Source organism: Pseudomonas sp. lyk4-TYG-107 (assembly GCF_030209055.1).
Taxonomy (GTDB): Bacteria; Pseudomonadota; Gammaproteobacteria; order Pseudomonadales; family Pseudomonadaceae; genus Aquipseudomonas; species Aquipseudomonas putida_A.
In genome coordinates, this window is record NZ_JARVST010000039.1 from 1 (window position 1) to 24,812 (window position 24,812).

At 61.2% G+C, this 24,812-nt stretch carries 20 protein-coding genes; 18 read left to right on the forward strand and 2 right to left on the reverse strand.

The features are described from left to right. Positions 1–97: 97 nt before the first annotated feature. Together QRN61_RS26815 and QRN61_RS26820 are read left to right on the forward strand one after the other, a co-directional pair. Positions 98–1,057 carry a tRNA dihydrouridine synthase gene (locus QRN61_RS26815; RefSeq protein WP_285376297.1) on the forward strand — a complete coding sequence of 320 codons (960 nt, stop codon included), beginning with the start codon at positions 98–100 and terminating at the stop codon, positions 1,055–1,057. Positions 1,058–1,178: 121 nt separating this feature from the next. Then, the gene (locus QRN61_RS26820; protein WP_007969230.1) at positions 1,179–1,622 is read left to right on the forward strand and encodes an Hsp20 family protein; all 444 of its coding nucleotides are present in this window, start codon (positions 1,179–1,181) and stop codon (positions 1,620–1,622) included. A gap of 48 nt (positions 1,623–1,670) precedes the next feature. On the opposite strand, the gene QRN61_RS26825 is transcribed toward QRN61_RS26820, so the two are convergent. Both QRN61_RS26825 and QRN61_RS26830 read right to left on the reverse strand, forming a co-directional pair. Then, positions 1,671–4,949, reverse strand: coding sequence for a sensor domain-containing protein (locus QRN61_RS26825; protein WP_285376300.1), 3,279 nt, complete (start codon positions 4,947–4,949; stop codon positions 1,671–1,673). 68 nt (positions 4,950–5,017) lie between these two features. Next, positions 5,018–5,908 (reverse strand): LysR family transcriptional regulator, encoded by an 891-nt coding sequence (locus QRN61_RS26830; RefSeq protein ID WP_103367614.1) that lies wholly within the window; start codon positions 5,906–5,908, stop codon positions 5,018–5,020. A 141-nt stretch (positions 5,909–6,049) separates the two neighbouring features. Between QRN61_RS26830 and leuC the strand changes: the two genes are divergently transcribed. From leuC to QRN61_RS26910, 16 genes are all read left to right on the forward strand, one after another. After that, entirely contained in the window at positions 6,050–7,468 is a 1,419-nt protein-coding gene (gene leuC, locus QRN61_RS26835; RefSeq protein ID WP_027611528.1) for a 3-isopropylmalate dehydratase large subunit, read from the forward strand. A 13-nt stretch (positions 7,469–7,481) separates the two neighbouring features. Then, entirely contained in the window at positions 7,482–8,126 is a 645-nt protein-coding gene (gene leuD / locus QRN61_RS26840; protein ID WP_007969234.1) for a 3-isopropylmalate dehydratase small subunit, read from the forward strand. Between the two features lie 136 nt (positions 8,127–8,262). Further along, entirely contained in the window at positions 8,263–9,030 is a 768-nt protein-coding gene (locus QRN61_RS26845) for a class I SAM-dependent methyltransferase (protein WP_285376303.1), read from the forward strand. A gap of 54 nt (positions 9,031–9,084) precedes the next feature. Beyond that, positions 9,085–10,167 carry a 3-isopropylmalate dehydrogenase gene (leuB, locus tag QRN61_RS26850; protein ID WP_285376305.1) on the forward strand — a complete coding sequence of 361 codons (1,083 nt, stop codon included), beginning with the start codon at positions 9,085–9,087 and terminating at the stop codon, positions 10,165–10,167. A gap of 66 nt (positions 10,168–10,233) precedes the next feature. Continuing rightward, entirely contained in the window at positions 10,234–11,346 is a 1,113-nt protein-coding gene (gene asd, locus QRN61_RS26855) for an aspartate-semialdehyde dehydrogenase (RefSeq protein ID WP_003226428.1), read from the forward strand. 247 nt (positions 11,347–11,593) lie between these two features. Beyond that, positions 11,594–12,604 (forward strand): aspartate-semialdehyde dehydrogenase, encoded by a 1,011-nt coding sequence (locus QRN61_RS26860; RefSeq protein WP_027611531.1) that lies wholly within the window; start codon positions 11,594–11,596, stop codon positions 12,602–12,604. Positions 12,605–12,813: 209 nt separating this feature from the next. Next, positions 12,814–15,450, forward strand: a complete 2,637-nt coding sequence (locus tag QRN61_RS26865) for a motility hub landmark protein FimV (protein WP_285376307.1) — start codon at positions 12,814–12,816, stop codon at positions 15,448–15,450. A gap of 272 nt (positions 15,451–15,722) precedes the next feature. Further along, positions 15,723–16,547: a tRNA pseudouridine(38-40) synthase TruA gene (gene truA, locus QRN61_RS26870; protein WP_177439981.1), complete on the forward strand. Its 825-nt coding sequence runs from the start codon at positions 15,723–15,725 to the stop codon at positions 16,545–16,547. 64 nt (positions 16,548–16,611) lie between these two features. Further along, the gene (locus tag QRN61_RS26875) at positions 16,612–17,256 is read left to right on the forward strand and encodes a phosphoribosylanthranilate isomerase (protein ID WP_285376310.1); all 645 of its coding nucleotides are present in this window, start codon (positions 16,612–16,614) and stop codon (positions 17,254–17,256) included. A 200-nt stretch (positions 17,257–17,456) separates the two neighbouring features. Next, positions 17,457–18,377 (forward strand): acetyl-CoA carboxylase, carboxyltransferase subunit beta, encoded by a 921-nt coding sequence (gene accD / locus QRN61_RS26880; protein WP_027611535.1) that lies wholly within the window; start codon positions 17,457–17,459, stop codon positions 18,375–18,377. Then, on the forward strand, positions 18,374–19,681 hold the full coding sequence (folC, locus tag QRN61_RS26885) for a bifunctional tetrahydrofolate synthase/dihydrofolate synthase (protein ID WP_103367617.1): 1,308 nt from the start codon (positions 18,374–18,376) through the stop codon (positions 19,679–19,681). The genes accD and folC overlap by 4 nt, the downstream gene beginning before the upstream one ends. Next, on the forward strand, positions 19,665–20,318 hold the full coding sequence (locus QRN61_RS26890) for an SPOR domain-containing protein (protein ID WP_096796160.1): 654 nt from the start codon (positions 19,665–19,667) through the stop codon (positions 20,316–20,318). Before folC ends, QRN61_RS26890 begins: the two co-directional genes overlap by 17 nt. Positions 20,319–20,416: 98 nt before the next feature. Then, a complete protein-coding gene (locus QRN61_RS26895) occupies positions 20,417–20,977 on the forward strand; it encodes a CvpA family protein (protein WP_027611538.1) in 561 nt (186 codons plus the stop codon). Positions 20,978–21,018: 41 nt separating this feature from the next. Further along, on the forward strand, positions 21,019–22,524 hold the full coding sequence (gene purF, locus QRN61_RS26900; protein ID WP_003226416.1) for an amidophosphoribosyltransferase: 1,506 nt from the start codon (positions 21,019–21,021) through the stop codon (positions 22,522–22,524). A gap of 80 nt (positions 22,525–22,604) precedes the next feature. Then, positions 22,605–23,816, forward strand: coding sequence for an O-succinylhomoserine sulfhydrylase (locus QRN61_RS26905; protein ID WP_027611539.1), 1,212 nt, complete (start codon positions 22,605–22,607; stop codon positions 23,814–23,816). Beyond that, entirely contained in the window at positions 23,813–24,589 is a 777-nt protein-coding gene (locus tag QRN61_RS26910) for an SDR family oxidoreductase (protein WP_027611540.1), read from the forward strand. Before QRN61_RS26905 ends, QRN61_RS26910 begins: the two co-directional genes overlap by 4 nt. Positions 24,590–24,812: the final 223 nt, after the last annotated feature.

The following is a 24,812-nucleotide window of genomic DNA, read 5'->3' on the forward strand; positions in this document are numbered from 1 at the left end:
ACCTGTGGGAGCAGGCTCACTCCTGCAAGGGATCTGCGGTTTCTTGCGATATCCAGTAAACTGCCGCACGTTTTTTCTTCCTGAGTGTGTTTTCCCCATGCAAATTGCCCTGGCGCCCATGGAGGGGTTGGTCGACGACATCCTGCGCGACGTGCTGACCCGCGTTGGCGGCATCGACTGGTGCGTGACCGAGTTCATTCGGATCAACGATCAGTTGCTCACCCCGGCCTACTTCCACAAGTTCGGCCCGGAGCTGCTGAACGGCGCCCGCACCCGTTCCGGTGTGCCGTTGCGCGTGCAATTGTTGGGCTCCGATCCGGTGTGCCTGGCGGAAAACGCGGCGTTGGCCTGCGAGCTCGGCTCGGAAGTGATCGACCTGAACTTCGGCTGCCCGGCCAAGACCGTCAACAAATCCCGGGGCGGGGCAGTGCTGCTCAAGGAGCCAGAACTTCTCAACAGCATCGTCGAACACGTGCGTCGCGCCGTGCCGGCGCACATCCCGGTCACCGCGAAAATGCGCCTGGGTTTCGACAGCCCGGACGGCTCGCTGGTCTGCGCCACGGCGCTGGCCGAGGGCGGCGCCGAGCACATCGTGGTGCATGCCCGGACCAAGGTTGATGGCTACAAGCCGCCAGCGCATTGGGAGTGGATTCCGCGGGTGCAGGAGGTGGTCAAGGTGCCGGTGTTCGCCAACGGTGATATCTGGAGCGTCGAGGACTGGCGTCGTTGCCGCGAGATCAGCGGCGTCGAAGACATCATGCTCGGACGCGGTCTGGTATCGCGCCCGGATCTGGCCCGGCAGATCGCTGCCGCGCGCGCCGGTGAAGAAGTGGTCGAGATGACCTGGGTCGAGCTGCTGCCGCTGATTCAGGACTTCTGGCTGCAAGCCAAGGCGCAGATGACCGCACGGCAATCGCCGGGTCGCTTGAAGCAATGGCTGGCGATGCTGACGCGCAATTATCCCGAGGCCACCGAGCTGTTTACCGTGCTGCGTCGCGAGACAGAACCGGATCAAGTCTCACGTTTACTGGGTTTGCCGGTCGCCGCCGCAGCCTGAAAAAAATCTGCAAATACTCTCTTGAAATCATTTTGGCGGTCCCTATCTAAGGGTTACGCGATGCCGAATTCGGGTCGCGGAGACACAAAACCTTGCTGATTGTTTTCAGGAGATTTGAACCATGAGTACTGCATTTTCCCTGGCACCACTGTTCCGTTCCTCGGTGGGTTTCGACCGTTTCAACGACCTGTTCGAAACCGCGCTGCGCAACGAGCCAGGCAGCACCTACCCACCCTACAACGTGGAAAAACACGGTGACGATCAATACCGCATCGTCGTAGCGGCAGCCGGTTTCCAGGAAGAAGACCTGGAGCTGCAAGTCGAGAAGGGTGTGCTGACCATCAGTGGTGGCAAGCGTGATGCCAACGAAGGCGTGACCTTCCTGCATCAAGGCATTGCCCAGCGTGCTTTCAAGCTGTCCTTCCGCCTGGCCGATCACATCGAGATCAAGGCCGCCGATCTGAGCAACGGTCTGCTGAGCATCGACCTGTTGCGGGTGATCCCGGAAGAAGCGAAAGCCAAGCGCATCCCGATCAACGGAGCGCAAAAGCCGGTTCTGCAATAAGGCCGAGCAAGAAAAAAGGGCGCCACTGGCGCCCTTTTTTTGTGCTCGTCATTCGAGCATCTTTTTCAACGCCTCCAACGCCACCGGCCGACTGTGCAGATAGCCCTGATACAAATGGCAGCCCAGCCCTTGCAGGAACGCCAGTTGCTCCGGCGTCTCCACGCCTTCGGCAATCACCTCCAGTTCCAGGCTGCGGGCCATGGCGACGATGGCGCGGATGATCTCGGCGTCGTTGGGGTCGGTGGTCGCGTCGCGGATGAACGACTGGTCGATTTTCAGGGTGTCCACCGGCAGGCGCTTGAGGTAGGTCAGCGATGAATAGCCGGTGCCGAAATCGTCCATGGCGAAGCTCACACCGAGTTTTTTCAGGCGGCGCATCTTGCTGATGGTGTCTTCCAGGTTCTGGATGACGATGCCTTCGGTGATCTCCAGTTTCAGCAGCGAGCAGGGCAGGCCGTGGCTGCTCATGCTGTGTTCGATGCGTTCGACGAAGTCGTTCTGGCGGAACTGCCGTGGGCTGATGTTCACGCACAGGCTGAAGTTGAGCGGGTCGACCAGTTTCAGCGCGATCAATTGTTTGAACGCCTCGCAGGCCTCATCGAGGATCCAGGTACCGACCTCCAGAATCAGCCCGCTGTCCTCCAGCACCTTGATGAATTCAGTGGGCGATTGCGCGCCGAGTTCCGGGTGATTCCAGCGCACCAGCGCCTCGGCGCCAATGATGCGGTTGTCCCGCGCATCGACCTGCGGCTGGTAGTGCACGTTGAATTCACCGCGCGACAACGCCAGACGTAAGTCAGTCTCCATGCGCAGCCGTTCGCTGGCCGCCTTCTGCATGGTGTTGTGGTACATCTGCGTGGTGTTCCGCCCGGAATCCTTGGCCCGATACAGCGCAATGTCGGCGCGCTTGAGCAGGTCGGTCGGGGTCGAGCCGTGATCGGGAATCAGTGCCACGCCGATGCTCGGTGTCACTTGCAGGCGCTGGCCGTCGAGGAACATCGGCTCCGAGAGCAGTTCGCGAATGGTGTCGGCCAGTTCTCGCACTTGTGCACTGACCTCGTTGCGCGTGCCTTCCAGACCACTGAGCAGCACCACGAATTCATCGCCGCCGAGACGCGCCACCGTGTCCTCCATGCGCACGCTGGCTTCAAGCCGCGCGGTGATGATTTTCAGCACCGTGTCGCCGACCGGATGACCCAGCGAGTCGTTGATGTGCTTGAAGTGATCGAGGTCGAGGAACAGCAGCGCACCGCGCAGGTTGTGGCGCTTGAGCAGGGCGATCTGCTGGCTCAGGCGATCCATCAGCAAGGCGCGGTTGGGCAGATTGGTCAGCGGATCGTGATAGGCCAGATGGCGGATCTGCGCTTCGGCGTTTTTCAGCAGGCTGACATCTCGGGCGGTCAGCAGCAGGCACGCGGTTTCGTTGAGGGTGATCGGTTCGATCGACACTTCCACCGTCAGCAACTCACCGCGCTTGTTGCGCCCGAGCATTTCCTGATGGTGCACGCGGCCCTTGATCTGCAGTTCGGCAAGCAGCGCCGAGCGTTGTTTCTCTTCGGCCCAGATGCCGATCTGGTACACGGTTTTGCCCACCACTTCTTCGGCGCGATAGCCGGTGAGGCGGCAGAAACCGTCGTTGACCTCCAGATAGCGCCCGGTGTCACGTTCGGTGATGGTGATCGCGTCGGGGCTGGAGTGGAACGCCTTGGCGAATTTCTCTTCGCTGGCCTTGAGTGCGGCCTCGGAGCGCTGCTGTTGTGTGATGTCGCGCAGGGTGGTGACGATGCACGGCTGATTGCCGACGCTGATCTGCCGGCTGGAAATCACGCACGTCAGCGACTGGCCGTCCTTGTGCTGGACGATGATTGCGACATTGCTCAGGCCCTGTTCGCGGATCACCCGCTCGATACGTTGCAGGCTTTTCGCCGAGGCGTCCCACAGGCCGATGTCCTCTGCGGTGCGCCCGATCACGTCGGCGGCGCTCCAGCCGAAGGTCTGGGTGAAGCTGTTGTTGATCTCGATGAACTCGCCGCTGTCCTGGCGGGTGACGCAGATCGGGTCGGGGCTGACCTGGAACAGCGTGGCAAATTTCTCTTCGGAGGCGACCAGGCGTTGCTCGCGCTCGACCTGATCGGTGATGTCCAGCAAGGTCCCGGCCATGCGCAGCGGCGCGCCGTTTTCGTCGCGATAGAGGCGGGCGCGGCTTTCCAGATAACGTGAGCTGCCATCCGCCAGTTGCACGCGATAGGTCAGTTGATAGTTGCCGGCCGGGCCTTCGCGCAGGCTGCGGTAGGCGTCGCGCATGCTGTCGCGCTCCTCGCCGGGCACGCCTTCGAAGAACTCCTCGAATGATTCGTGAAACGGGATCGGCTCCAGCCCGTGCAGTTGCGCGGCCCGCGCCGAGCCGTAGAGCATGCCGCTGGGAATGTGCCAGTCCCAGGTGCCGAGTTGCGCCGAGTCCAGCGCCAGATCAAGGCGTTCCTGACTGTCTTTCAAGGCGTGTTCGGCGGCTTTGCGTTCGGTGGTGTCGAGAAACGTGCTGAGCAGATACGGCTGGCCTTCGAGTTCGACCTTTTGCGCACTGAGGATACCGTCATGAATCTGCCCGTTGCTGGCGCGAAACTGCACTTCCATGCTGACCAATTCGCCTTTGGCCTTGGTCTTTTTCACCAGCTCTGCGCGTTGTTCGGGGTGCACCCACAGGCCCAGTTCCAGTGTGGTGCGACCGATGGCATCCTGGACCGGCCAGCCGAACAGACTTTCGAAATACTGGTTGGCTTCGGTGATCAGGCCGTCTTCCTGGCGCGTCAGCAGCACCATGTTCGGGCACAGGTGAAAAAGTGTGGCGAAACGTTTCTCCGAGCTGCTCAGAGCCTGTTCGCGCTGGCGCTGGTGGGTGATTTCGCGAATCACCCCGATCATTCGGGGCCGGCCGTTTTTGTCCGGCAGCAGGCTGCCGCTGATTTCCAGCCAATGCAGGCTGCCGTCGGGCCAGCGGATGCGGTGGTGCATCGCCTGTTCCAGCGGGGCGCCGGCAATCACCGCGTGGAAGGCGCGCACGGTTTTCGCCCGGTCTTCGGGCGGCAGCAGGTCGAGATATTCCAGGTCCTGGGGCAACGGTTGACGTGGATCGAAGCCGAACAGCGCCTGAGTGCCCCGTGACCAGCTGATCTGCCCACGCTCGATGTCCCAATACCAGGCGCCGAGCCGGGCGCCGTTGAGCGCGGCGAGCAATTGCGGCGCACTCTCCCAGCTCTGCTCGGAACGTCGCGGATCAATGGCCTGAATACGCGGCATCGGCGGAATTCGGTCAACAGATTTCGGCATTGTTAACGGGCCTTGAGCTGATGGTGGCGTTAGGCACAGGGACAGCGGCTCTATAGGAGTAGCACAAGTTAGCCTGGAGTCCCTGGCAGATCGATTTGCGCATCCAGCAAGGCCATGAAAGCCCTTGCCGCATTCGACAGCGTCCGTTCGGTGTGCACGATATAGCCTAGCTGGCGACTGAGCTGTATGCCCGGCAAAGGTATGCGCGCCACCTGTTCATCAAGCATGGTGCGGGGCAGAACACTCCAGGCCAGACCAATGGAGACCATCATCTTGATGGTTTCCAGGTAGTTGGTGCTCATGGCGATGTTCGGCGTCAGCCCTTGGGCTTCGAACAAGCGTTGGACAATGTGATGAGTAAAGGTGTTGCCTCCGGGAAAAACGGCCGGATGACCGGCAATGTCCGCCAGGCTCACCGCGCCATTGCTGATCAGCGAATGTTCCGGCGCCACCACGAAATCCAGCGGGTCGTCCCACACCGGCGCGGCTTTGACCAGTGTGTGCGGCTCTGGCGCCAGGGTGATCACCGCCAGTTCCGCACGGCCATGGAGAATCTCTTCATAGGCCACTTCCGAATCAAGGAACTGAATATCCAGCGCCACCTGTGGGTAGCGGCGGGTGAATTCCCTCAACAGGGGCGGCAAGCGGTGCAGGCCGATGTGGTGACTGGTGGCCAGGGTCAGCCGACCGCTGACTTCGCCGGTCAAGTTGGTCAGGGCACGGCGGGTGTCGTCCAGCACGTTGAGAATCTGATAAGCCCGGGGCAACAGGGCGCGGCCGGCCTCGGTCAGGCCGACTTCACGACCGAGTCGGTCGAACAGCCGCACCTTCAATTGTTGCTCCAGTCCGGCGATGCGTTTGCTGATCGCCGGTTGCGTCAGATGCAGGCGTTCCCCGGCGCCGGAGAAGCTGCCGGTCTCGGCGATGGCGATAAAAGCATTGAGGTTGGCCAGATCCATGGTTCGTATTCCAGTTGGTTATCCAAAGCATAAAAAATATGAATTTGAGTTATTTAATGTAACCCCATAGGATCGGCCTCACAAGCCAAAGGGTTATTGATAAGCCCAGGGCATAGAAACAAGCTGATGAGGAACCGTCTGATGGCCGGCAAAACGCTCTACGACAAGCTCTGGGATTCGCATTTGGTCAAACAGCGCGACGATGGCTCGGCGCTGATCTATATCGATCGTCACATCATCCACGAAGTGACCTCGCCGCAAGCCTTCGAAGGCCTGCGTCTGGCCGGGCGCAAGCCGTGGCGCATCGATGCCAACATCGCGACCCCGGACCACAACGTACCGACCACGCCAGAGCGCAAGGGCGGCATCGCAGCCATTGCCGACCAGGTCTCGCGTTTGCAGGTGCAGACCCTCGATGACAACTGTGATGAGTACGGCATTGTCGAGTTCAAGATGAACGACATCCGCCAAGGCATCGTCCACGTGATCAGCCCGGAGCAAGGCGCAACCTTGCCGGGCATGACCGTAGTCTGCGGCGACTCGCACACCTCGACCCACGGCGCGTTCGGTGCCTTGGCGCACGGGATCGGCACTTCCGAGGTCGAGCACGTGCTCGCCACCCAGTGCCTGGTCGCGAAGAAAATGAAGAACATGCTGGTGCGCGTCGAAGGTCAGTTGCCATTCGGCGTGACCGCCAAGGACATCGTCCTCGCGGTGATCGGCAAGATCGGCACCGCCGGCGGTAACGGCCATGCCATCGAATTCGCCGGCAGCGCGATCCGCGACCTGTCCGTCGAAGGCCGCATGACCATCTGCAACATGTCCATCGAAGCCGGCGCCCGTGTGGGCCTGGTGGCTGCGGACGAAAAGACTGTCGAATACGTCAAGGGCCGTCCGTTCGCACCGACAGGCGCGCAGTGGGATCAGGCGGTTGAAGCCTGGAAAGACCTGGTCTCCGACGCCGACGCCAAGTTCGACACCGTAGTTGAGTTGGACGCTGCACAGATCAAGCCGCAAGTCAGCTGGGGCACTTCGCCTGAAATGGTGCTGGCCGTTGATCAGAACGTGCCGGATCCGGCGAAGGAAATGGATCTGGTCAAGCGCGATTCGATCGTCCGCGCCCTGAAATACATGGGTTTGACCGCCAATCAGGCGATCACCGACATTCAACTGGATCGCGTGTTCATCGGCTCCTGCACCAACTCGCGCATCGAAGACTTGCGCGCTGCGGCCGTGATCGCCAAGGGGCGCAAAGTCGCTTCGACGATCAAGCAGGCAATCGTCGTACCGGGCTCGGGTCTGGTGAAGGCGCAGGCGGAAGCCGAAGGTCTCGACAAGATCTTCCTCGAAGCCGGTTTCGAATGGCGTGAGCCGGGTTGCTCGATGTGCCTGGCGATGAACCCGGACCGTTTGGAGTCCGGCGAGCATTGCGCCTCGACCTCCAACCGTAACTTCGAAGGCCGTCAGGGCGCCGGTGGTCGTACCCACCTCGTGAGCCCGGCCATGGCCGCTGCGGCGGCGGTGAACGGTCGTTTCATCGACGTTCGTGAATTGATCTGAAGGAGAGCGCAGCATGAAAGCTTTTACCCAGCACACTGGTCTTGTCGCGCCTCTGGATCGTGCCAACGTCGACACCGACCAGATTATCCCGAAGCAGTTTTTGAAGTCGATCAAGCGCACCGGTTTCGGCCCGAACCTGTTCGACGAGTGGCGTTACCTGGATGTCGGTCAGCCGTATCAGGACAACTCCAAGCGCCCGTTGAACAAGGAGTTCGTGCTCAACGCCGAGCGTTATCAGGGCGCCAGTGTGTTGCTGGCCCGTGAGAACTTCGGTTGCGGCTCCAGCCGTGAACACGCGCCGTGGGCGCTGGAAGAATACGGTTTCCGCAGCATCATCGCGCCGAGCTACGCCGACATCTTCTTCAACAACAGCTTCAAGAACGGCTTGCTGCCGATCATCCTGAGCGACGCTGAAGTCGATGAATTGTTCAAGCAGGTCGAGGCCGAGCCGGGCTATCAATTGCAGATCGATCTGCACGAGCAGACCGTGACCAGTCCGAACGGCAAGGTGTACCGCTTCGAGATCGACGCGTTCCGCAAGCATTGCTTGTTGAATGGGCTGGACGATATCGGCCTGACCTTGCAGGACGGTGATGCGATTGCCGCGTTCGAGGCCAAGCATCGTGTGAGCCAGCCGTGGTTGTTTCGCGACGCGTGATTGATTCGAGATTGATGTAGTCAGGGCCGGCCTCTTCGCGAGCAGGCTCGCTCCCACACTTGAAATGCATTCCCCTGTGGGAGCGAGCCTGCTCGCGAAGACGGCCGCTCAAACAACACAAATGCAGGATGTGACCATGACCAGCACCGCCCAACACAGTCAGGTTGTACAAAAGCAATTCGGTGAACAGGCCGCCGCCTACCTGAGCAGCGCCGTTCACGCTCAAGGCACCGAATTCGCGCTGCTACAGGCTGAACTGGCCGGGCAGGGCGACGCCCGGGTGCTGGACCTGGGTTGTGGCGCCGGTCATGTGAGTTTTCATGTGGCGCCACTGGTCAAGGAGGTGGTGGCCTACGACCTGTCGCAGCAGATGCTCGATGTGGTCGCCGCTGCGGCGGTTGATCGCGGCATGAAGAACATTGCCACGGTCAACGGCGCCGCCGAGCGCCTGCCGTTTGCCGATGGCGAATTCGATTACGTGTTCAGTCGTTATTCGGCGCACCATTGGAGCGACCTCGGGGTGGCCCTGCGTGAAGTGCGTCGGGTGCTGAAACCGGGCGGTGTGGCAGCGTTCATCGACGTGTTGTCACCGGGCAGTCCGTTGTTCGACACTTACCTGCAAAGCGTCGAAGTGCTGCGCGACACCAGCCACGTGCGCGATTATTCTGCCGGCGAGTGGCTGCGGCAGGTCAGCGAGGCCGGGCTGCACACTCGCAGCACCACGCGTCAGCGCCTGCGTCTGGAATACAGCAGTTGGGTCGAGCGCATGCGCACGCCCGAGGTGATGCGCGCGGCGATCCGCCAGTTGCAGCAGTCGATGGGCAACGAAGTACGAGAATATTTTGAGATTGATGCCGACGGCTCGTTCAGTACAGATGTAATCGTACTGATGGCTGAGCGCTAAGAATTTTTCCGGGCGCGCCCTGAGTGGCGCACCGATTGAAGACACGAGGAAAGCATGAGCAAGCAGATTCTGATTCTCCCAGGTGACGGTATTGGTCCGGAAATCATGGCCGAAGCGGTCAAGGTGCTGGAGCTGGCCAACGACAAGTACAACCTGGGCTTCGAGCTGAGCCATGACGTGATCGGTGGCGCGGCCATCGACAAGCATGGCGTGCCGTTGGCCGACGAAACCCTCGAACGTGCCCGTGCTGCCGACGCCGTGCTGCTGGGCGCAGTGGGCGGCCCGAAATGGGACACCATCGAGCGTGACATCCGCCCTGAGCGCGGTCTGCTGAAGATTCGTGCGCAACTGGGCCTGTTCGGCAACCTGCGTCCGGCGATCCTCTACCCGCAACTGGCCGACGCTTCGAGTCTGAAGCCGGAAATCGTTGCCGGTCTGGACATCCTGATCGTCCGTGAGCTGACCGGCGGCATCTACTTCGGCGCGCCACGCGGCACCCGCACCCTGGAAAACGGCGAGCGTCAGTCTTACGACACCCTGCCGTACAGCGAAAGCGAAATCCGCCGTATCGCCCGCGTCGGTTTCGACATGGCCATGGTTCGCGGCAAAAAACTGTGCTCGGTGGACAAGGCCAACGTGCTGGCGTCCAGCCAACTGTGGCGTGAAGTGGTCGAGCAGGTCGCCAAGGATTACCCTGAAGTCGAGCTGAGCCACATGTACGTCGACAACGCCGCCATGCAACTGGTGCGCGCGCCGAAGCAGTTCGACGTGATTGTCACCGACAACATGTTCGGCGACATCCTGTCGGACGAAGCCTCGATGCTCACCGGTTCCATCGGTATGCTGCCGTCGGCCTCGCTGGATTCGAACAACAAGGGCATGTACGAGCCGTGCCACGGTTCGGCCCCGGACATCGCCGGCAAGGGCATTGCCAACCCGTTGGCAACGATTCTGTCGGTGTCGATGATGCTGCGTTACAGCTTCAATCTGCACGACGCGGCTGATGCCATCGAGAAAGCGGTTAGCGTGGTTCTCGATCAAGGCTTGCGCACCGGTGACATCTATTCGGCCGGTTGCACTAAAGTCGGAACGCAGGAAATGGGTGACGCAGTAGTCGCCGCGCTGCGGAATCTGTAATCTCTCGGGCCCGCTGCGAAATTCAATACAAAGCAGCGGCCCACTTTTCAAGAAGGTGTAGTTGCGATGAAACGTGTAGGTCTGATCGGTTGGCGCGGCATGGTCGGTTCCGTGCTCATGCAGCGGATGCTGGAAGAGCAGGATTTCGATCTTATCGAGCCGGTGTTTTTCACCACTTCCAATGTCGGTGGCCAAGGCCCGTCCGTGGGCAAGGATATTGCTCCGCTCAAGGACGCTTACAGCATTGAAGAGCTGAAAACCCTCGACGTGATCCTGACCTGCCAGGGCGGCGACTACACCAGCGAAGTGTTCCCCAAGCTGCGCGAAGCCGGCTGGCAGGGTTACTGGATCGACGCGGCTTCCAGCCTGCGGATGAACGATGACGCCGTCATCATTCTCGACCCGGTCAACCGCAAGGTCATCGACCAGCAACTGGACGCGGGCACCAAGAACTACATCGGCGGCAACTGCACCGTCAGCCTGATGCTGATGGGCCTGGGCGGTCTGTTCGAGGCCGGTCTGGTCGAGTGGATGAGCGCCATGACGTATCAGGCGGCCTCCGGTGCCGGCGCGCAGAACATGCGTGAACTGATCAAGCAGATGGGTGCGACTCACGCCGCTGTCGCCGATCAACTGGCCGACCCGGCCAGCGCGATCCTCGACATCGACCGTCGCGTGGCCGAAGCCATGCGCAGCGACGCGTACCCGACCGAAAACTTCGGTGTACCGCTGGCCGGCAGCCTGATTCCGTGGATCGACAAGGAACTGCCGAACGGCCAGAGCCGTGAAGAGTGGAAGGCCCAGGCCGAGACCAACAAGATCCTCGGCCGCTTCAAGAGCCCGATCCCGGTCGACGGCATCTGCGTGCGCATCGGCGCCATGCGTTGCCACAGCCAGGCGCTGACCATCAAGCTGAACAAAGACGTGCCGATCGCTGATATCGAAGGGCTGATCAGCCAGCACAACCCTTGGGTCAAACTGGTGCCGAACAACCGCGACATCAGCATGCAGGAGCTGAGCCCGACCAAGGTCACCGGCACCCTGAACGTACCGGTGGGTCGTCTGCGCAAGTTGAACATGGGCTCGCAATTCGTCGGTGCCTTCACCGTCGGCGACCAACTGCTGTGGGGCGCGGCCGAACCGCTGCGTCGCATGCTGCGGATCCTGCTTGAGCGTTGATCGCTTGATGCAATGAAAGAACCCGTGCCTTGTGAGAGGTGCGGGTTTTTTTATGCCTCAGGTTTCGCGTTGTCTGGTCTGACGCCTTCGCGAGCAAGCCCGCTCCCACCCTTGAAATGCGTTCCCCCTGTGGGAGCGGGCTTGCTCGCGAAGAGGTCAGAACAGACACTGCAAGTCCCGCAGAAATTGCCTGCATGCCAGTCACCCGGTAAAGTGCCGCTCCCCCCGTTTCGCCAGAGGTAGAACCATGACCCAGACCCTTGATATTGCCGTCGTCGGCGCCACCGGTACTGTCGGCGAAACCCTCGTTCAGATTCTCGAAGAGCGCGACTTTCCGGTCGGCAACCTGCACTTGCTGGCCAGCAGCGAATCCGCCGGCAGTTCGGTGCTGTTTCGCAACAAGAACGTGCGCGTGCGTGAAGTCGACGAGTTCGATTTCAGCAAGGTCAAACTGGTGTTCTTCGCCGCTGGCGCTGCCGTTTCCCTGAGTTACGCGGCGCGTGCCCACGCGGCCGGTTGCTCGCTGATCGACCTGTCCGGCGCGTTGCCGGCCGAGCAGGCGCCGCAAGTGGTGCCGGAGGCCAACGCTGAGGTGATCGCCGGTCTGAAAGCACCGTTCCAGGTCAGCAGCCCAAGCCCTTCGGCGACGACGCTGGCCGTGGTGCTGGCGCCGCTGCTCGATTTGCTCGAACTGCAATACGTCAACGTCACCGCCAATCTGGCCGTGTCCGCCCAAGGTCGCGAAGCTGTGACCGAGCTGGCGCGGCAGACCGCTGAGTTGCTGAACATGCGTCCGCTGGAGCCGACTTTCTTTGATCGGCAGATGGCCTTCAACCTGTTGGCCCAGGTCGGCACGCCCGACGCTCAAGGCCACACGCTGCTGGAAAAACGTCTGGTGCGCGAGTTGCGTCAGGTGCTGAAGCAGCCTTTATTAAAGATTTCCGCCACTTGCGTTCAAGCCCCGGTGTTTTTTGGCGATAGCTATAGCGTGACCTTGCAGTCAGCGAGTGCGGTCGACCTGGCAAAGGTCAACGCTGCGCTTGAGGATGCGCCCGGCATCGAGCTGGTTGAGGCCGGCGATTATCCGACTGCAGTGGGTGACGCGGTGGGGCAGGATGTGGTCTATGTCGGTCGGGTGCGCAGCGGTGTCGACGACCCGGCGGAACTTAATCTGTGGCTGACGTCAGATAACGTACGCAAAGGCGCCGCCCTGAATGCTGTGCAGGTCGCTGAATTGTTGATAAAAGACCTGCTGTAAAAGATACTTGGCAACAATTTGTCGACTGATTCTAGGTGAGCGCTATGCTTGCCCGGAGCACTTGATAACGTGTCACCCTCCGGGACTTTCCGGGGCATCAAAGAAATGATCGCGCGCGGCAGTCTGTCGTCGTCGCGCGCAATGCCTTACGGCAGCGGCAATCAACATCTTCTCGCTGGCCGAGGAACGTTCAAACAAAGGATGAGGCTATGGTTCAAGTTCGCAAACTGGTGTTAGCAATAGCGGCCGCCTCGGCGCTGTCCTCCGGTATGGCGCATGCCCTCGGGCTCGGGGAGCTGACCCTGAAGTCGACCCTGAACCAGCCGCTGGTGGCCGAGATCGAGTTGCTCGACGTCAAGGATCTCACTGCTGCCGAAGTGGTGCCGAGTCTGGCTTCACCCGAAGATTTCGCCAAGGCCGGCGTCGATCGCCAGGCCTTCCTCAACGACCTGACGTTCACCCCGGTGCTCAACGCCAGCGGCAAAAGCGTGCTGCGCGTGACGTCGAGCAAGCCGCTGTCGGAACCGATGGTGAAATTCCTCGTGCAGGTGATGTGGCCGAATGGCCGTCTGCTGCGCGATTACAGTGTGCTCCTGGATCCGTCGAAATTCTCGCCACAGACCGCTGACGCCGCTGCGCAACCGGCGCCGGCGCAGACCATCACCGCACCGACCACCGGCGCCACGCACCCGTCGCAATACACCACCACGCCGCGCGACACCCTGTGGGAAATTGCCGCGAAGGCGCGCACCGGCGGTTCGGTGCAGCAGACCATGCTGGCGATTCAGGCGCTCAACCCGGATGCGTTCATCGACGGTAACATCAACCGACTGAAAACCGGTCAGGTGCTGCGCCTGCCGGACTCGGTGGAAAGCACCGCGCTGCCACAGTCCAAAGCGATTGCCGAAGTCGCCGCGCAGAACGAAGCCTGGCGTCAGGGCCGTCGTTATGTGGCCAAGCCGGGTACCGGCCAGCAGCAGCTCGATGCCACCAAGCGTGGTCGCAGCAATGTCGGCGCCGGCCAGAATGCCAAGGACAACCTGAGTCTGGTCTCTGCCGAAAACGCCAAAGGGCGTGGCAAAGGCCCGGCCGGCGATGCCAAGGCGTTGAGCAACAAGCTGGCGGTGACTCAGGAAAGCCTCGACACGACCCGTCGTGACAACGAGGAACTGAAAAGCCGCATGGCCGATCTGCAAAGTCAGCTGGACAAGCTGCAACGCCTGATCGAGCTGAAGAACAATCAACTGGCGAAGATGCAGGCCGAAGGCCCGGGCGCTGCGCCAGCCGCCACTGCTGCCGTACCGGCGATCACCGCCGAACTAGCTGCAACCCCTCCAGCCACCCCGGCAGAAGCGGCGCCAACACCTGAATCGGCGATTGCGCCACCGGTCGACACGCCTGCCGAGACGCCAGTGGTTGCGCCAAAACCGGTAGTCGATGAAGACAAAACCTTCAATGAACTGCTGACCAATCCGATCCTGCTGGGTCTGATCGGTGGCGGTGCGGTGGTGTTGCTGCTTCTGCTGTTGCTGCTGGCTCGTCGCCGCAAAGCCCAGCAGGAAGCCGAGAAACACCTGCGCATGGCCCGCGCTCTGGCAGAAGAGCAAGAGTTCTCCGCCGAGCAGGATCTGCCGGAAAGCAGCTTCGAAGGCCTGGAAACACCTGCTGCCAGCGTCAAGCTCAACACCCCGGCACCTGCGCCAGCGCCTGCTGCGGTAGTGGCTCCGGTGGTGATGGCCGAGCCGATTGCCGCGCCATTGGTCGCACCGTCCGCCGAGCGTTCCGATGACGTGCTGGACAAGGCTCAGTCGCACATCAATGCCGGTCGCCTGAATCAGGCCGCAGCGTTGCTGGAAGAGGGCGTCAGCCTCGAGCCGCAACGCAGTGATCTGCGTCTGAAGCTGATGGAAGTCTACGGTCAGCAGGGTGATCGCGATGCGTTCGTGGGTCAGGAGCGTCAGTTGGTGGCCAACGGTGATAACTTCGCCAAGGTCGAAGAGCTGAAAAAACGCTTCCCGGCCATGGCGGTCGTCGCTGTCGCGGGTCTGGCTGCGGCAGCGGCCGCCGCCGAACTCGATGCGCAATACGTCAAGGAGCTGCTGCTCGACGAGCCGGAGGCGCCTGCACCTGAGCCTGCGGCAGACGATCTCGATAGCGCGTTCGACCTGAGCCTGGACGATCTCGACAACATCACTCCGGTTGAGCCTGCACCTGTTGTTGAGCCTGACGCGCCGGTAGAGCTGGACGAATTCCCGGCAGACGACGATCTGAGCTTTGAATCGGTGCTGCAACAGCAGACCGAGATCAAAGAGAACCTCGACGACCTGTCGGACTTCGACCTCGATCTGGATCTGGGTGCCGAGCCTGCGCCAGCCCCGGCGGCGGATCTGGCGGATGATGACTTCCTGCTGGATCTGGACGAAGGCGTGAAAGATCTGTCGCCGGCCGAGCCTGTGGTCGCCAACGAAGTGCCACAGGACGATCTGGAGCTGCCGGCGGATTTCGATCTGTCGCTGGCTGATGAAATGGACAGCAACCCGGCGGCCGAGCCTGACGCATTCGCAGCGGAACTGAATGACGTCAACGCCGAGCTGGATCGCCTGTCGCAGAGCATCGCCGAGCCGACCTTCACCGAAGCTGATGCGGCATTGGGCGATGATCTGGGTGAAGACGATTTTGACTTCCTCGCCGGCACCGACGAAGCCGCGACCAAACTCGATCTGGCCCAGGCCTACATCGATATGGGCGACAGCGACGGCGCACGCGACATCCTCAACGAAGTGTTGACCGAGGGTGACGAAAAGCAGCGTGGCGAAGCCAAGGAAATGCTTTCGCACCTGGCATGAGCCAGCGGTAAATAAAAACGGCAGCCCATTGAGGCTGCCGTTTTTGTTTGGGCTGGATTTTGTGGCGGCGGTGCTATCGCCATCGCTGGCAAGCCAGCTCCCACAAGTATTGCATGCGCTGCAGAAACTGTGGGAGCTGGCTTGCCAGCGATGGGGCCAGATCGGTCAACACAGAACTGACTGGCATCCCCGACCCACAGCCTTATAATGCCCGCCTTTGTACATCAGCAGGCTGTCCCACCTTGGCAAACATAGATAACCCGGTCGCCGAAATGGCACCCGAAGGCTTTTACCGTGTGGCACTGGGCGTCGAGTACAAAGGCTCGCGCTACAGCGGCTGGCAGCGTCAGTTGACCGGCGTGGCCACGGTGCAGGAAGAGCTCGAAAAAGCCTTGTCGAAAGTCGCCAATTCGCCGATTTCGCTGCAGTGCGCCGGGCGTACCGATGCCGGGGTGCATGCTTGCGGACAAGTGGTGCATTTCGACACGCCAGTCGATCGTTCGCTGAAAGCCTGGGTGATGGGCGCCAATATCAATCTGCCCCACGACATCAGCGTCAGCTGGGCGCGGGTGATGCCGGCGCATTTTCATGCGCGGTTCAAAGCCATCGCCCGGCGTTATCGCTATGTGATCTACAACGATCAGATTCGTCCGGCGCATCTCAACGAAGAGATCACCTGGAACCACCGCCCACTCGACGTTGAGCGCATGGCTGAAGCGGCGCAATACCTGATCGGTACTCATGATTTCAGTGCGTTCCGTGCAGGGCAGTGCCAAGCCAAGTCGCCGATCAAGAAGATGCATCATCTGCGCGTGACTCGCCACGGCAAGATGATCGTTCTCGATATTCGCGCCAACGCCTTTTTGCACCACATGGTGCGCAACATCGCCGGGGTGCTGATGACCATTGGTGCCGGCGAGCGCCCTGTCGAGTGGATGAAGGAAGTGCTGGAAAGCCGCGAGCGCCGTTCCGGTGGCGTGACGGCGCATCCGTACGGGCTGTATCTGGTGCAGGTCGAGTATCACGACGAATTTCCGTTGCCCGAGCGTTTTATCGGGCCACATTTCCTTACGGGTTTCTCGGAACTTGACGGCTGACGCCCTCAAGCGCTTTTGTTACCATCCGGGACTTTCCCGAATTTGACGCGGAGTTTTTCTCGATATGTCAGCCGTTCGCAGCAAGATCTGCGGGATTACCCGCATAGAAGATGCGTTGGCAGCGGTCGAGGCCGGGGCGGATGCGATCGGGTTCGTGTTCTACGCCAAGAGCCCGCGTGCAGTGAGCGTGCAGCAGGCAAGGGCGATCATCCAGGCCTTGCCGCCGTTCGTGACGACGGTGGGCCTGTTCGTCAATGCCAGCCGCTGCGAGTTGGGGGAAATCCTCGATGCCGTGCCGCTGGACCTGTTGCAGTTCCATGGCGACGAAACCGCTGAACAGTGCGAAGGCTGGCATCGTCCGTACATCAAGGCATTGCGGGTCAAGGCCGGCGACGACATCGCGGCTGCCGTCGATGCCTATCCGAGTGCCAGTGGCGTGCTGCTCGACACTTACGTCGAAGGCGTGCCGGGCGGAACCGGCGAGGCGTTCGACTGGTCATTGATTCCGCAAGCGTTGAGCAAGCCGCTGATCCTGGCCGGTGGCCTCACCCCGGAAAACGTCGCCGACGCTGTGGCCCGGGTCAAACCGTACGCGGTCGATGTCAGCGGCGGGGTAGAAGCGAGCAAGGGCATCAAGGATCATGCGAAGATCCGCGCGTTCATCAATGCCGTACGTAGATGCTCGCAGGGAGCGTCTACTTCGATGTGACGGCTGGCGAACTGCCGCCGTCCATCAATGCACTTGCACAAAGCAGGCGAGGCTGAGGGTTTCTGGAGTTGCACGCAGGTCATGTTCCGCGCTGACCGCGGCGTTCCATCAATCATCGCCACACACATGAATTTAGCTGAAGGGCATACGCGGGGCTGCGAACCAGAGCGTTCGGGCCGCCGGTACTGGAGAAAGAAAGCATGAGCAACTGGTTGGTAGACAAACTGATCCCTTCGATCATGCGTTCGGAGGTCAAGAAGAGCTCGGTGCCTGAAGGTCTGTGGCACAAATGCCCGTCCTGCGAGGCTGTGCTGTATCGCCCTGAGCTGGAAAAGACCCTGGACGTTTGCCCCAAGTGCAACCACCACATGCGCATCGGCGCACGGGCGCGCATCGACATCTTCCTGGATGCCGAAGGCCGCAACGAGCTGGGTGCAGACCTGGAGCCGGTTGACCGTCTGAAATTCCGCGACGGCAAGAAGTACAAGGACCGTCTGGTCGCTGCACAGAAGCAGACCGGCGAAAAAGACGCGCTGATCTCCGTCAGCGGCACCCTGCTGGGTATGCCGGTGGTGGTGTCGGCGTTCGAATTCAGCTTCATGGGCGGTTCCATGGGCGCCATCGTCGGTGAGCGCTTCGTGCGCGCCGCCAACTACGCCCTGGAAAACCGTTGCCCGATGATCTGTTTCGCCGCCTCCGGTGGTGCGCGCATGCAGGAAGCGCTGATCTCGCTGATGCAGATGGCCAAGACGTCGGCGGTACTGGCGCGTTTGCGTGAAGAAGGCATTCCGTTCATCTCGGTGCTGACCGATCCGGTCTACGGCGGCGTTTCCGCCAGCCTGGCAATGCTCGGCGACGTGATCGTCGGTGAGCCGAAAGCCCTGATCGGCTTCGCCGGTCCGCGCGTGATCGAGCAGACCGTGCGTGAAAAACTGCCGGAAGGCTTCCAGCGCAGCGAGTTCCTGCTGGAGCATGGCGCGATCGATCTGATCATCGATCGTCGTGAACTGCGTCCACGCCTGGGCAATCTGCTGGCGCAACTGACCGGCCAGCCGACTCCGACCTACGTCGCCGCTCCTGTCGAGCCAATCGTCGTTCCACCGGTGCCTGCCAACGTATGACCGAGCGTACCCTTGGCGAGTGGCTCGCCTACCTTGAGCAGTTGCATCCATCGGCCATCGACATGGGGCTGGAGCGTTCGCAACAGGTAGCGTCCCGCATGGGACTGGGCCAGCCGGCGCCTCGGGTGATTACGGTCACCGGCACCAACGGCAAGGGTTCGACCTGCGCTTTCGTGGCTTCATTGCTGCGGGCGCAGGGCCTGAGCGTGGGTGTCTACAATTCTCCGCACCTGCTGCGTTACAACGAGCGGGTGCAGCTCAATGGCGTCGAAGCCACTGATGCTCAGCTGTGCGAAGCCTTCGCTGCGGTGGAGGCCGGGCGTGGCGACACTTCCCTGACTTACTTCGAAATGGGCACCCTGGCGGCGTTCTGGCTGTTTCAACAGGCAAAACTTGACGCTGTGGTGCTGGAAGTCGGGCTGGGCGGGCGTCTGGACACGGTCAATGTGGTGGACGCCGATATCGCGCTGGTCACCAGCATTGGCGTCGATCATGCCGAATACCTGGGCAATACCCGCGAATCCGTGGCCTTCGAGAAGGCCGGGATTTTCCGTCAGGGCAAACCAGCCTTGTGCGGCGACCTGAATCCTCCGCAACCGCTGCTCGACAAGGTCCGTGAACTCGCGTGCCCGTTCTCGCTGCGCGGACGCGACTTCGATCTGGGGATCACCGATCACAACTGGCAATGGCGCGGCACTGACGCGCAGGGTCAGGTGGTCGAATTGCATGATTTGCCGCTGCTCGATCTGCCGATGGAAAACGCCGCGCTGGCGTTGCAGGCGTATCTGCTGCTCGGCTTGCCGTGGAATCCGTCGCAAATTGTTGCTGCCTTGCAGGCCGCTCGCGTGGTCGGCCGGCTGGATCGCCGCTCGTTCGAATTCGATGGCAAGCGCCTGAACCTGCTGCTGGACGTGGGGCATAACCCGCACGCGGCGGAGTATCTGGCACGGCGCCTGGCCAGTCGGCCGCCGGTAGGCAAGCGCCTGGCGGTGTTCGGCTTGCTGGCCGACAAGGATCTGGATGGTGTTGTCGGCGAATTGAATGCTAGTGTCCAGCATTGGGCGGTCGCGCCGCTGGATTCGCCGCGTTCGCGTCCGGTCAGTGAATTGCACGCCGGATTGCAGAACCTTGGCGCGTCCGTCACGTCCTATGACAGTGTCGCGGCTGCGCTGGAAGGGCAGTGCGAGATCGCAACCAGCGACGACGAGATTCTGTTGTTCGGATCATTTTATTGTGTCGCCGAGGCCCTTGAATGGCTGGCCCGGCGCTCCACGGAGGAAGCGGCAAATGGCTTTGCTGGATAAAGCGTACAAGCAGCGCATGGTTGGCGCCCTGGTGCTGGTGGCACTGGCGGTGATTTTCCTGCCGATGCTGTTTTCCCGCCAGGACGAGCAACGTCAAGTGACGGTCGAGGCGCCTGCCGCGCCGCAAGCCCCTTCGATGCCGCAGGTGCAAATGGAGTCGGTGGCCGTGCCTGAGCCGCAAGCTTTGCCACAAGAACCGGTGCCAGCGGATGAAGAAGTCGCAGAAGATACTGCGCCTGCTGCACCAATCGCGGCAGCCCCGGCGCCGACGGCGCCCATAGCAATCGCCAAGCCGACTGCGCCGCCTGCGGTGGCCAAACCGATTCCGGCACCTGCTCAGCCTATTGCTGCTGCGTCGAAACCTGACACCACGCAAAGTCGCGTCGATGCCAACGGTCTGTCGGTCAGCTGGTCGGTGCAACTGGCCAGTCTGTCGAGTCGCGCCAGCGCCGAAAGCCTGCAGAAAACCCTGCGCAGTCAGGGCTACAACGCTTATATCCGTTCCGCCGACGGCAAGAACCGGGTGTTCGTGGGTCCGCTGATCGAGCGTGCCGAGGCCGATCGTCTGCGTGATCTGTTGAGTCGCCAGCAGAACCTAAAGGGGTTTGTCGTGCGCTTCCAGCCCGAGCGCGGCTAGGATCTATCGATTCGATTGAAATGCACTGAAAATCGCAGCTTACCGACAGCGGTGCGCTCTGCTAAAATGCGCCGCCTTATCCGTCTGTAGGCTGCACTGTGCCATTTACCCTGGTTGACTGGGCGATCGTTGCAATCATCGCCATCTCCGCTTTGATCAGTTTGAGCCGCGGCTTCGTCAAGGAAGCATTATCGCTGGTGACCTGGATCATCGCAGGAGCGGTTGCCTGGATGTTCGGTGGCTCACTGTCCGAGTACCTCGCCGGATACATCGAAACCCCATCGGCTCGCGTGATCGCGGGCTGTGCCATCATGTTTGTCGCCACGCTGATCGTGGGCGCAATGATCAATTATCTTATCGGCGAGTTGGTGCGCGTGACCGGATTGTCCGGCACCGACCGATTCCTGGGCATGGCCTTCGGCGCGGCGCGTGGCGTGTTGCTGGTGGTCGTGGCAGTCGGGCTGTTGAGCCTGGGGCCGGTACAGCAGGACGGGTGGTGGAAAGAATCACAGCTCGTGCCAAAGTTTCTATTGGTCGCCGACTGGTCCAAAAACCTGATTCTCGGGTGGAGCAGTCGGTGGCTTGCCAGCGGAATCAGCGTACCCGCTGATATTCCGTTCAAGGAGCAACTCTTGCCGTCGGCCAAAACGCCTCAGTGAGTGTTGTTCAGTTCAGATCCATTAAGTAGGGGTTGCGTCGCATGTGTGGCATCGTCGGTATCGTCGGTAAGTCGAACGTCAATCAGGCGCTGTATGACGCGCTAACCGTGCTCCAGCACCGCGGCCAGGACGCTGCCGGTATCGTGACCAGCCATGATGGCCGGTTGTTCTTGCGCAAGGACAATGGTCTGGTGCGTGACGTGTTTCAGCAGCGTCACATGCAGCGCCTGGTCGGCCACATGGGTATCGGCCACGTCCGTTACCCGACTGCCGGCAGCTCGACCTCGGCCGAAGCGCAGCCGTTTTACGTCAACTCGCCTTACGGCATCACCCTGGCGCACAACGGCAACCTGACCAACGTTGAACAGTTGGCCAAGGAGATCTACGAATCCGACCTGCGTCACGTCAACACCAGTTCCGACTCGGAAGTGCTGCTCAACGTGTTCGCCCACGAGCTGGCCCAGCGCGGCAAGCTGCAGCCGACCGAAGAAGACGTGTTTGCCGCCGTGACCGACGTGCACAACCGTTGCGTCGGCGGTTACGCGGTGGTGGCGATGATCACCGGTTACGGCATCGTCGGTTTCCGTGACCCGCACGGCATCCGTCCGATCGTGTTCGGCCAGCGTCACACCGACGAAGGCGTCGAGTACATGATCGCTTCCGAAAGCGTTTCGCTAGACGTGCTCGGTTTCACCCTGATCCGCGACTTGGCCCCGGGCGAAGCGGTCTACATCACTGAAGACGGCAAACTGCACACCCGTCAGTGCGCGACCAACCCGTCCCTGACCCCCTGCATCTTCGAACACGTTTACCTGGCGCGTCCGGATTCGATCATCGACGGCGTGTCGGTGTACAAGGCGCGTCTGCGCATGGGCGAGAAACTCGCCGAGAAGATCCTGCGCGAGCGTCCGGAGCACGACATCGACGTGGTCATCCCGATTCCGGACACCAGCCGCACCGCCGCGCTGGAGCTGGCGAACCACCTGGGCGTGAAATTCCGCGAAGGCTTTGTCAAGAACCGTTACATCGGCCGGACCTTCATCATGCCGGGCCAGGCTGCCCGCAAGAAGTCGGTTCGCCAGAAGCTCAACGCGATCGAGCTGGAATTCCGCGGCAAGAACGTGATGCTGGTCGACGACTCGATCGTACGCGGCACCACCTGCAAGCAGATCATCCAGATGGCCCGCGAAGCCGGCGCGAAAAACGTCTACTTCTGCTCGGCGGCCCCGGCCGTACGCTTCCCGAACGTTTACGGCATCGACATGCCGAGCGCTCACGAACTGATCGCACACAATCGTTCGACTCAGGATGTGGCGGATCTGATCGGTGCAGACTGGCTGATCTATCAGGATCTGCCTGACTTGATCGAAGCAGTCGGTGGCGGCAAGATCAAGATCGAAAACTTCGATTGCGCGGTGTTCGACGGCAAGTACGTCACCGGCGACGTCGATGAGGCCTACCTGGACAAGATCGAGCAGGCACGCAACGATGCCTCCAAGGTCAAGACCCAGGCGGTCAGTGCGATCATCGATCTGTACAACAACTGAGTTTCTACCGGCCCTGAGGGGCCGGTTTTGTATCTGGCAAAAGACTTTCATTTATTCAGAACAGGGCAAGGAGTGACAGCATGAGTCAGGAATGGGATGCCGGTCGGCTGGACAGCGACCTCGAAGGCGTAGCGTTCGATACCCTGGCCGTACGTGCCGGTCAGCACCGTACGCCGGAAGGCGAACACGGTGATCCGATGTTCTTCACTTCCAGCTACGTGTTCCGCACCGCTGCCGACGCGGCCGCGCGGTTTGCCGGGGAAGTGCCGGGCAACGTTTACTCGCGCTACACCAACCCGACCGTGCGCGCGTTCGAAGAGCGTATCGCTGCGCTGGAAGGCGCTGAGCAAGCGGTCGCCACCGCCACGGGCATGGCCGCGATCATGGCGGTGGTGATGAGCCTGTGCAGTGCCGGCGATCACGTCCTGGTGTCGCGCAGCGTGTTCGGTTCGACCATCAGCCTGTTCGAGAAATACTTCAAGCGTTTCGGTGTGCAAGTTGACTACGTGCCGCTGGCCGATCTCTCGGCTTGGGATGCGGCGATCAAGCCGAACACCAAGCTGCTGTTCGTCGAGTCGCCGTCCAATCCGTTGGCCGAGCTGGTGGATATCACCGCACTGGCGGAAATCGCTCACGCCAAAGGCGCGATGCTGGTGGTCGACAACTGCTTCTGCACGCCTGCCTTGCAGCAACCGCTGAAACTCGGTGCGGACATCGTCGTGCACTCGGCGACCAAGTTCATCGACGGCCAGGGCCGCTGCATGGGCGGTGTGGTGGCCGGTCGCAGCGAGCAGATGAAAGAAGTTGTCGGTTTCCTGCGCACCGCCGGGCCGACACTGAGTCCGTTCAACGCGTGGATCTTCCTCAAGGGCCTGGAAACCCTGAATCTGCGGATGAAGGCGCACTGCGCCAACGCCCAGCAACTGGCCGAATGGCTGGAGCAGCAGGACGGTATCGAGAAGGTTCATTACGCCGGTCTCAAGAGCCATCCGCAGCATGAACTGGCCCAGCGTCAGCAGAAGGGCTTCGGCGCGGTGGTGAGTTTCGAGGTCAAGGGCGGCAAAGAGGGCGCGTGGCGCTTTATCGATGCCACCCGGTTGATCTCGATCACCGCCAACCTTGGTGACAGCAAAACCACCATCACTCATCCGAGCACCACCTCCCATGGCCGTCTGGCGCCACAGGAGCGTGAAGCAGCAGGGATTCGTGACAGCCTGATCCGCATCGCGGTCGGTCTGGAAGACGTGGCGGACCTGCAGGCTGATCTGTCGCGCGGTCTGGCGGCGTTGTGATCGAGTTGTCTACTCCGAAGGCGGGCACCCATGGCCGCGTGGCGCTGGTTACCGGTGCTGCGCGCGGCATCGGTTTGGGTATCGCGGCCTGGTTGATCAGCGAAGGCTGGCAAGTGGTGTTGACTGATCTCGATCGTGTGCGCGGTTCGAAAGTGGCGAAGGTGCTGGGCGAGAATGCCTGGTTCATCGCCATGGACGTGGCGGATGAAAGTCAGGTCGCGCTGGGCGTCGCCGAGGTGCTCGGCCAATTTGGTCGTCTCGATGCGCTGGTGTGCAACGCGGCAGTCGCTGACCCGCACAACATCACCCTGGAAAGTCTTGATCTGGCGTACTGGAATCGGGTGCTGGCGGTGAATCTCAGCGGGCCGATGCTGCTGGCCAAGCACTGTGCGCCGTACCTGCGCGCGCACAACGGCTCGATCGTCAATCTGGCCTCGACCCGTGCGCGGCAGTCGGAGGCTGATTCCGAGGCGTATGCGGCGAGCAAGGGCGGGTTGTTGGCGCTGACCCACGCGCTGGCGATCAGCCTCGGGCCGGAAATTCGCGTCAATGCGGTCAGCCCTGGCTGGATTGATGCCCGGGATCCTTCTGCGCGGCGAGCCGAGCCTTTGGCCGATGCCGATCATGCTCAGCATCCGGCGGGCAGGGTAGGGACGGTCGAGGATGTGGCGGCGATGGTCGCGTGGCTGTTGTCGCGCAATGCCGGGTTTGTCACTGGGCAGGAATTCGTCGTGGATGGCGGCATGACCAAGAAGATGATTTACACGGACTAAGAAGCGAAGCCGCAAACCTGTGGGAGTGAGCCTGCTCGCGATAGCGGTTTCAGGGTTGTTGCTTTCTTCAGGGAATGAAGCAATTTCGTCTTTTTCAGAAAAACTTCAATCCTGCTATTGACTTAGGTTCGCTACCTGCGTAAATTTCGCGGCCTCGGAGATGCAAACGGGTGATTAGCTCAGCTGGGAGAGCGTCTGCCTTACAAGCAGAATGTCGGCGGTT

Excerpts from the sequence above, each read along its gene's own strand:
- QRN61_RS26815 (WP_285376297.1), top strand. The coding sequence starts at position 98 with ATGCAAATTGCCCTGGCGCCCATGGAGGGGTTGGTCGACGACATCCTG.
- QRN61_RS26820 (WP_007969230.1), top strand. The coding sequence starts at position 1,179 with ATGAGTACTGCATTTTCCCTGGCACCACTGTTCCGTTCCTCGGTGGGT.
- QRN61_RS26825 (WP_285376300.1), bottom strand. The coding sequence starts at position 4,949 with ATGCCGAAATCTGTTGACCGAATTCCGCCGATGCCGCGTATTCAGGCC.
- QRN61_RS26830 (WP_103367614.1), bottom strand. The coding sequence starts at position 5,908 with ATGGATCTGGCCAACCTCAATGCTTTTATCGCCATCGCCGAGACCGGC.
- leuC (WP_027611528.1), top strand. The coding sequence starts at position 6,050 with ATGGCCGGCAAAACGCTCTACGACAAGCTCTGGGATTCGCATTTGGTC.
- leuD (WP_007969234.1), top strand. The coding sequence starts at position 7,482 with ATGAAAGCTTTTACCCAGCACACTGGTCTTGTCGCGCCTCTGGATCGT.
- QRN61_RS26845 (WP_285376303.1), top strand. The coding sequence starts at position 8,263 with ATGACCAGCACCGCCCAACACAGTCAGGTTGTACAAAAGCAATTCGGT.
- leuB (WP_285376305.1), top strand. The coding sequence starts at position 9,085 with ATGAGCAAGCAGATTCTGATTCTCCCAGGTGACGGTATTGGTCCGGAA.
- asd (WP_003226428.1), top strand. The coding sequence starts at position 10,234 with ATGAAACGTGTAGGTCTGATCGGTTGGCGCGGCATGGTCGGTTCCGTG.
- QRN61_RS26860 (WP_027611531.1), top strand. The coding sequence starts at position 11,594 with ATGACCCAGACCCTTGATATTGCCGTCGTCGGCGCCACCGGTACTGTC.
- QRN61_RS26865 (WP_285376307.1), top strand. The coding sequence starts at position 12,814 with ATGGTTCAAGTTCGCAAACTGGTGTTAGCAATAGCGGCCGCCTCGGCG.
- truA (WP_177439981.1), top strand. The coding sequence starts at position 15,723 with ATGGCACCCGAAGGCTTTTACCGTGTGGCACTGGGCGTCGAGTACAAA.
- QRN61_RS26875 (WP_285376310.1), top strand. The coding sequence starts at position 16,612 with ATGTCAGCCGTTCGCAGCAAGATCTGCGGGATTACCCGCATAGAAGAT.
- accD (WP_027611535.1), top strand. The coding sequence starts at position 17,457 with ATGAGCAACTGGTTGGTAGACAAACTGATCCCTTCGATCATGCGTTCG.
- folC (WP_103367617.1), top strand. The coding sequence starts at position 18,374 with ATGACCGAGCGTACCCTTGGCGAGTGGCTCGCCTACCTTGAGCAGTTG.
- QRN61_RS26890 (WP_096796160.1), top strand. The coding sequence starts at position 19,665 with ATGGCTTTGCTGGATAAAGCGTACAAGCAGCGCATGGTTGGCGCCCTG.
- purF (WP_003226416.1), top strand. The coding sequence starts at position 21,019 with ATGTGTGGCATCGTCGGTATCGTCGGTAAGTCGAACGTCAATCAGGCG.
- QRN61_RS26905 (WP_027611539.1), top strand. The coding sequence starts at position 22,605 with ATGAGTCAGGAATGGGATGCCGGTCGGCTGGACAGCGACCTCGAAGGC.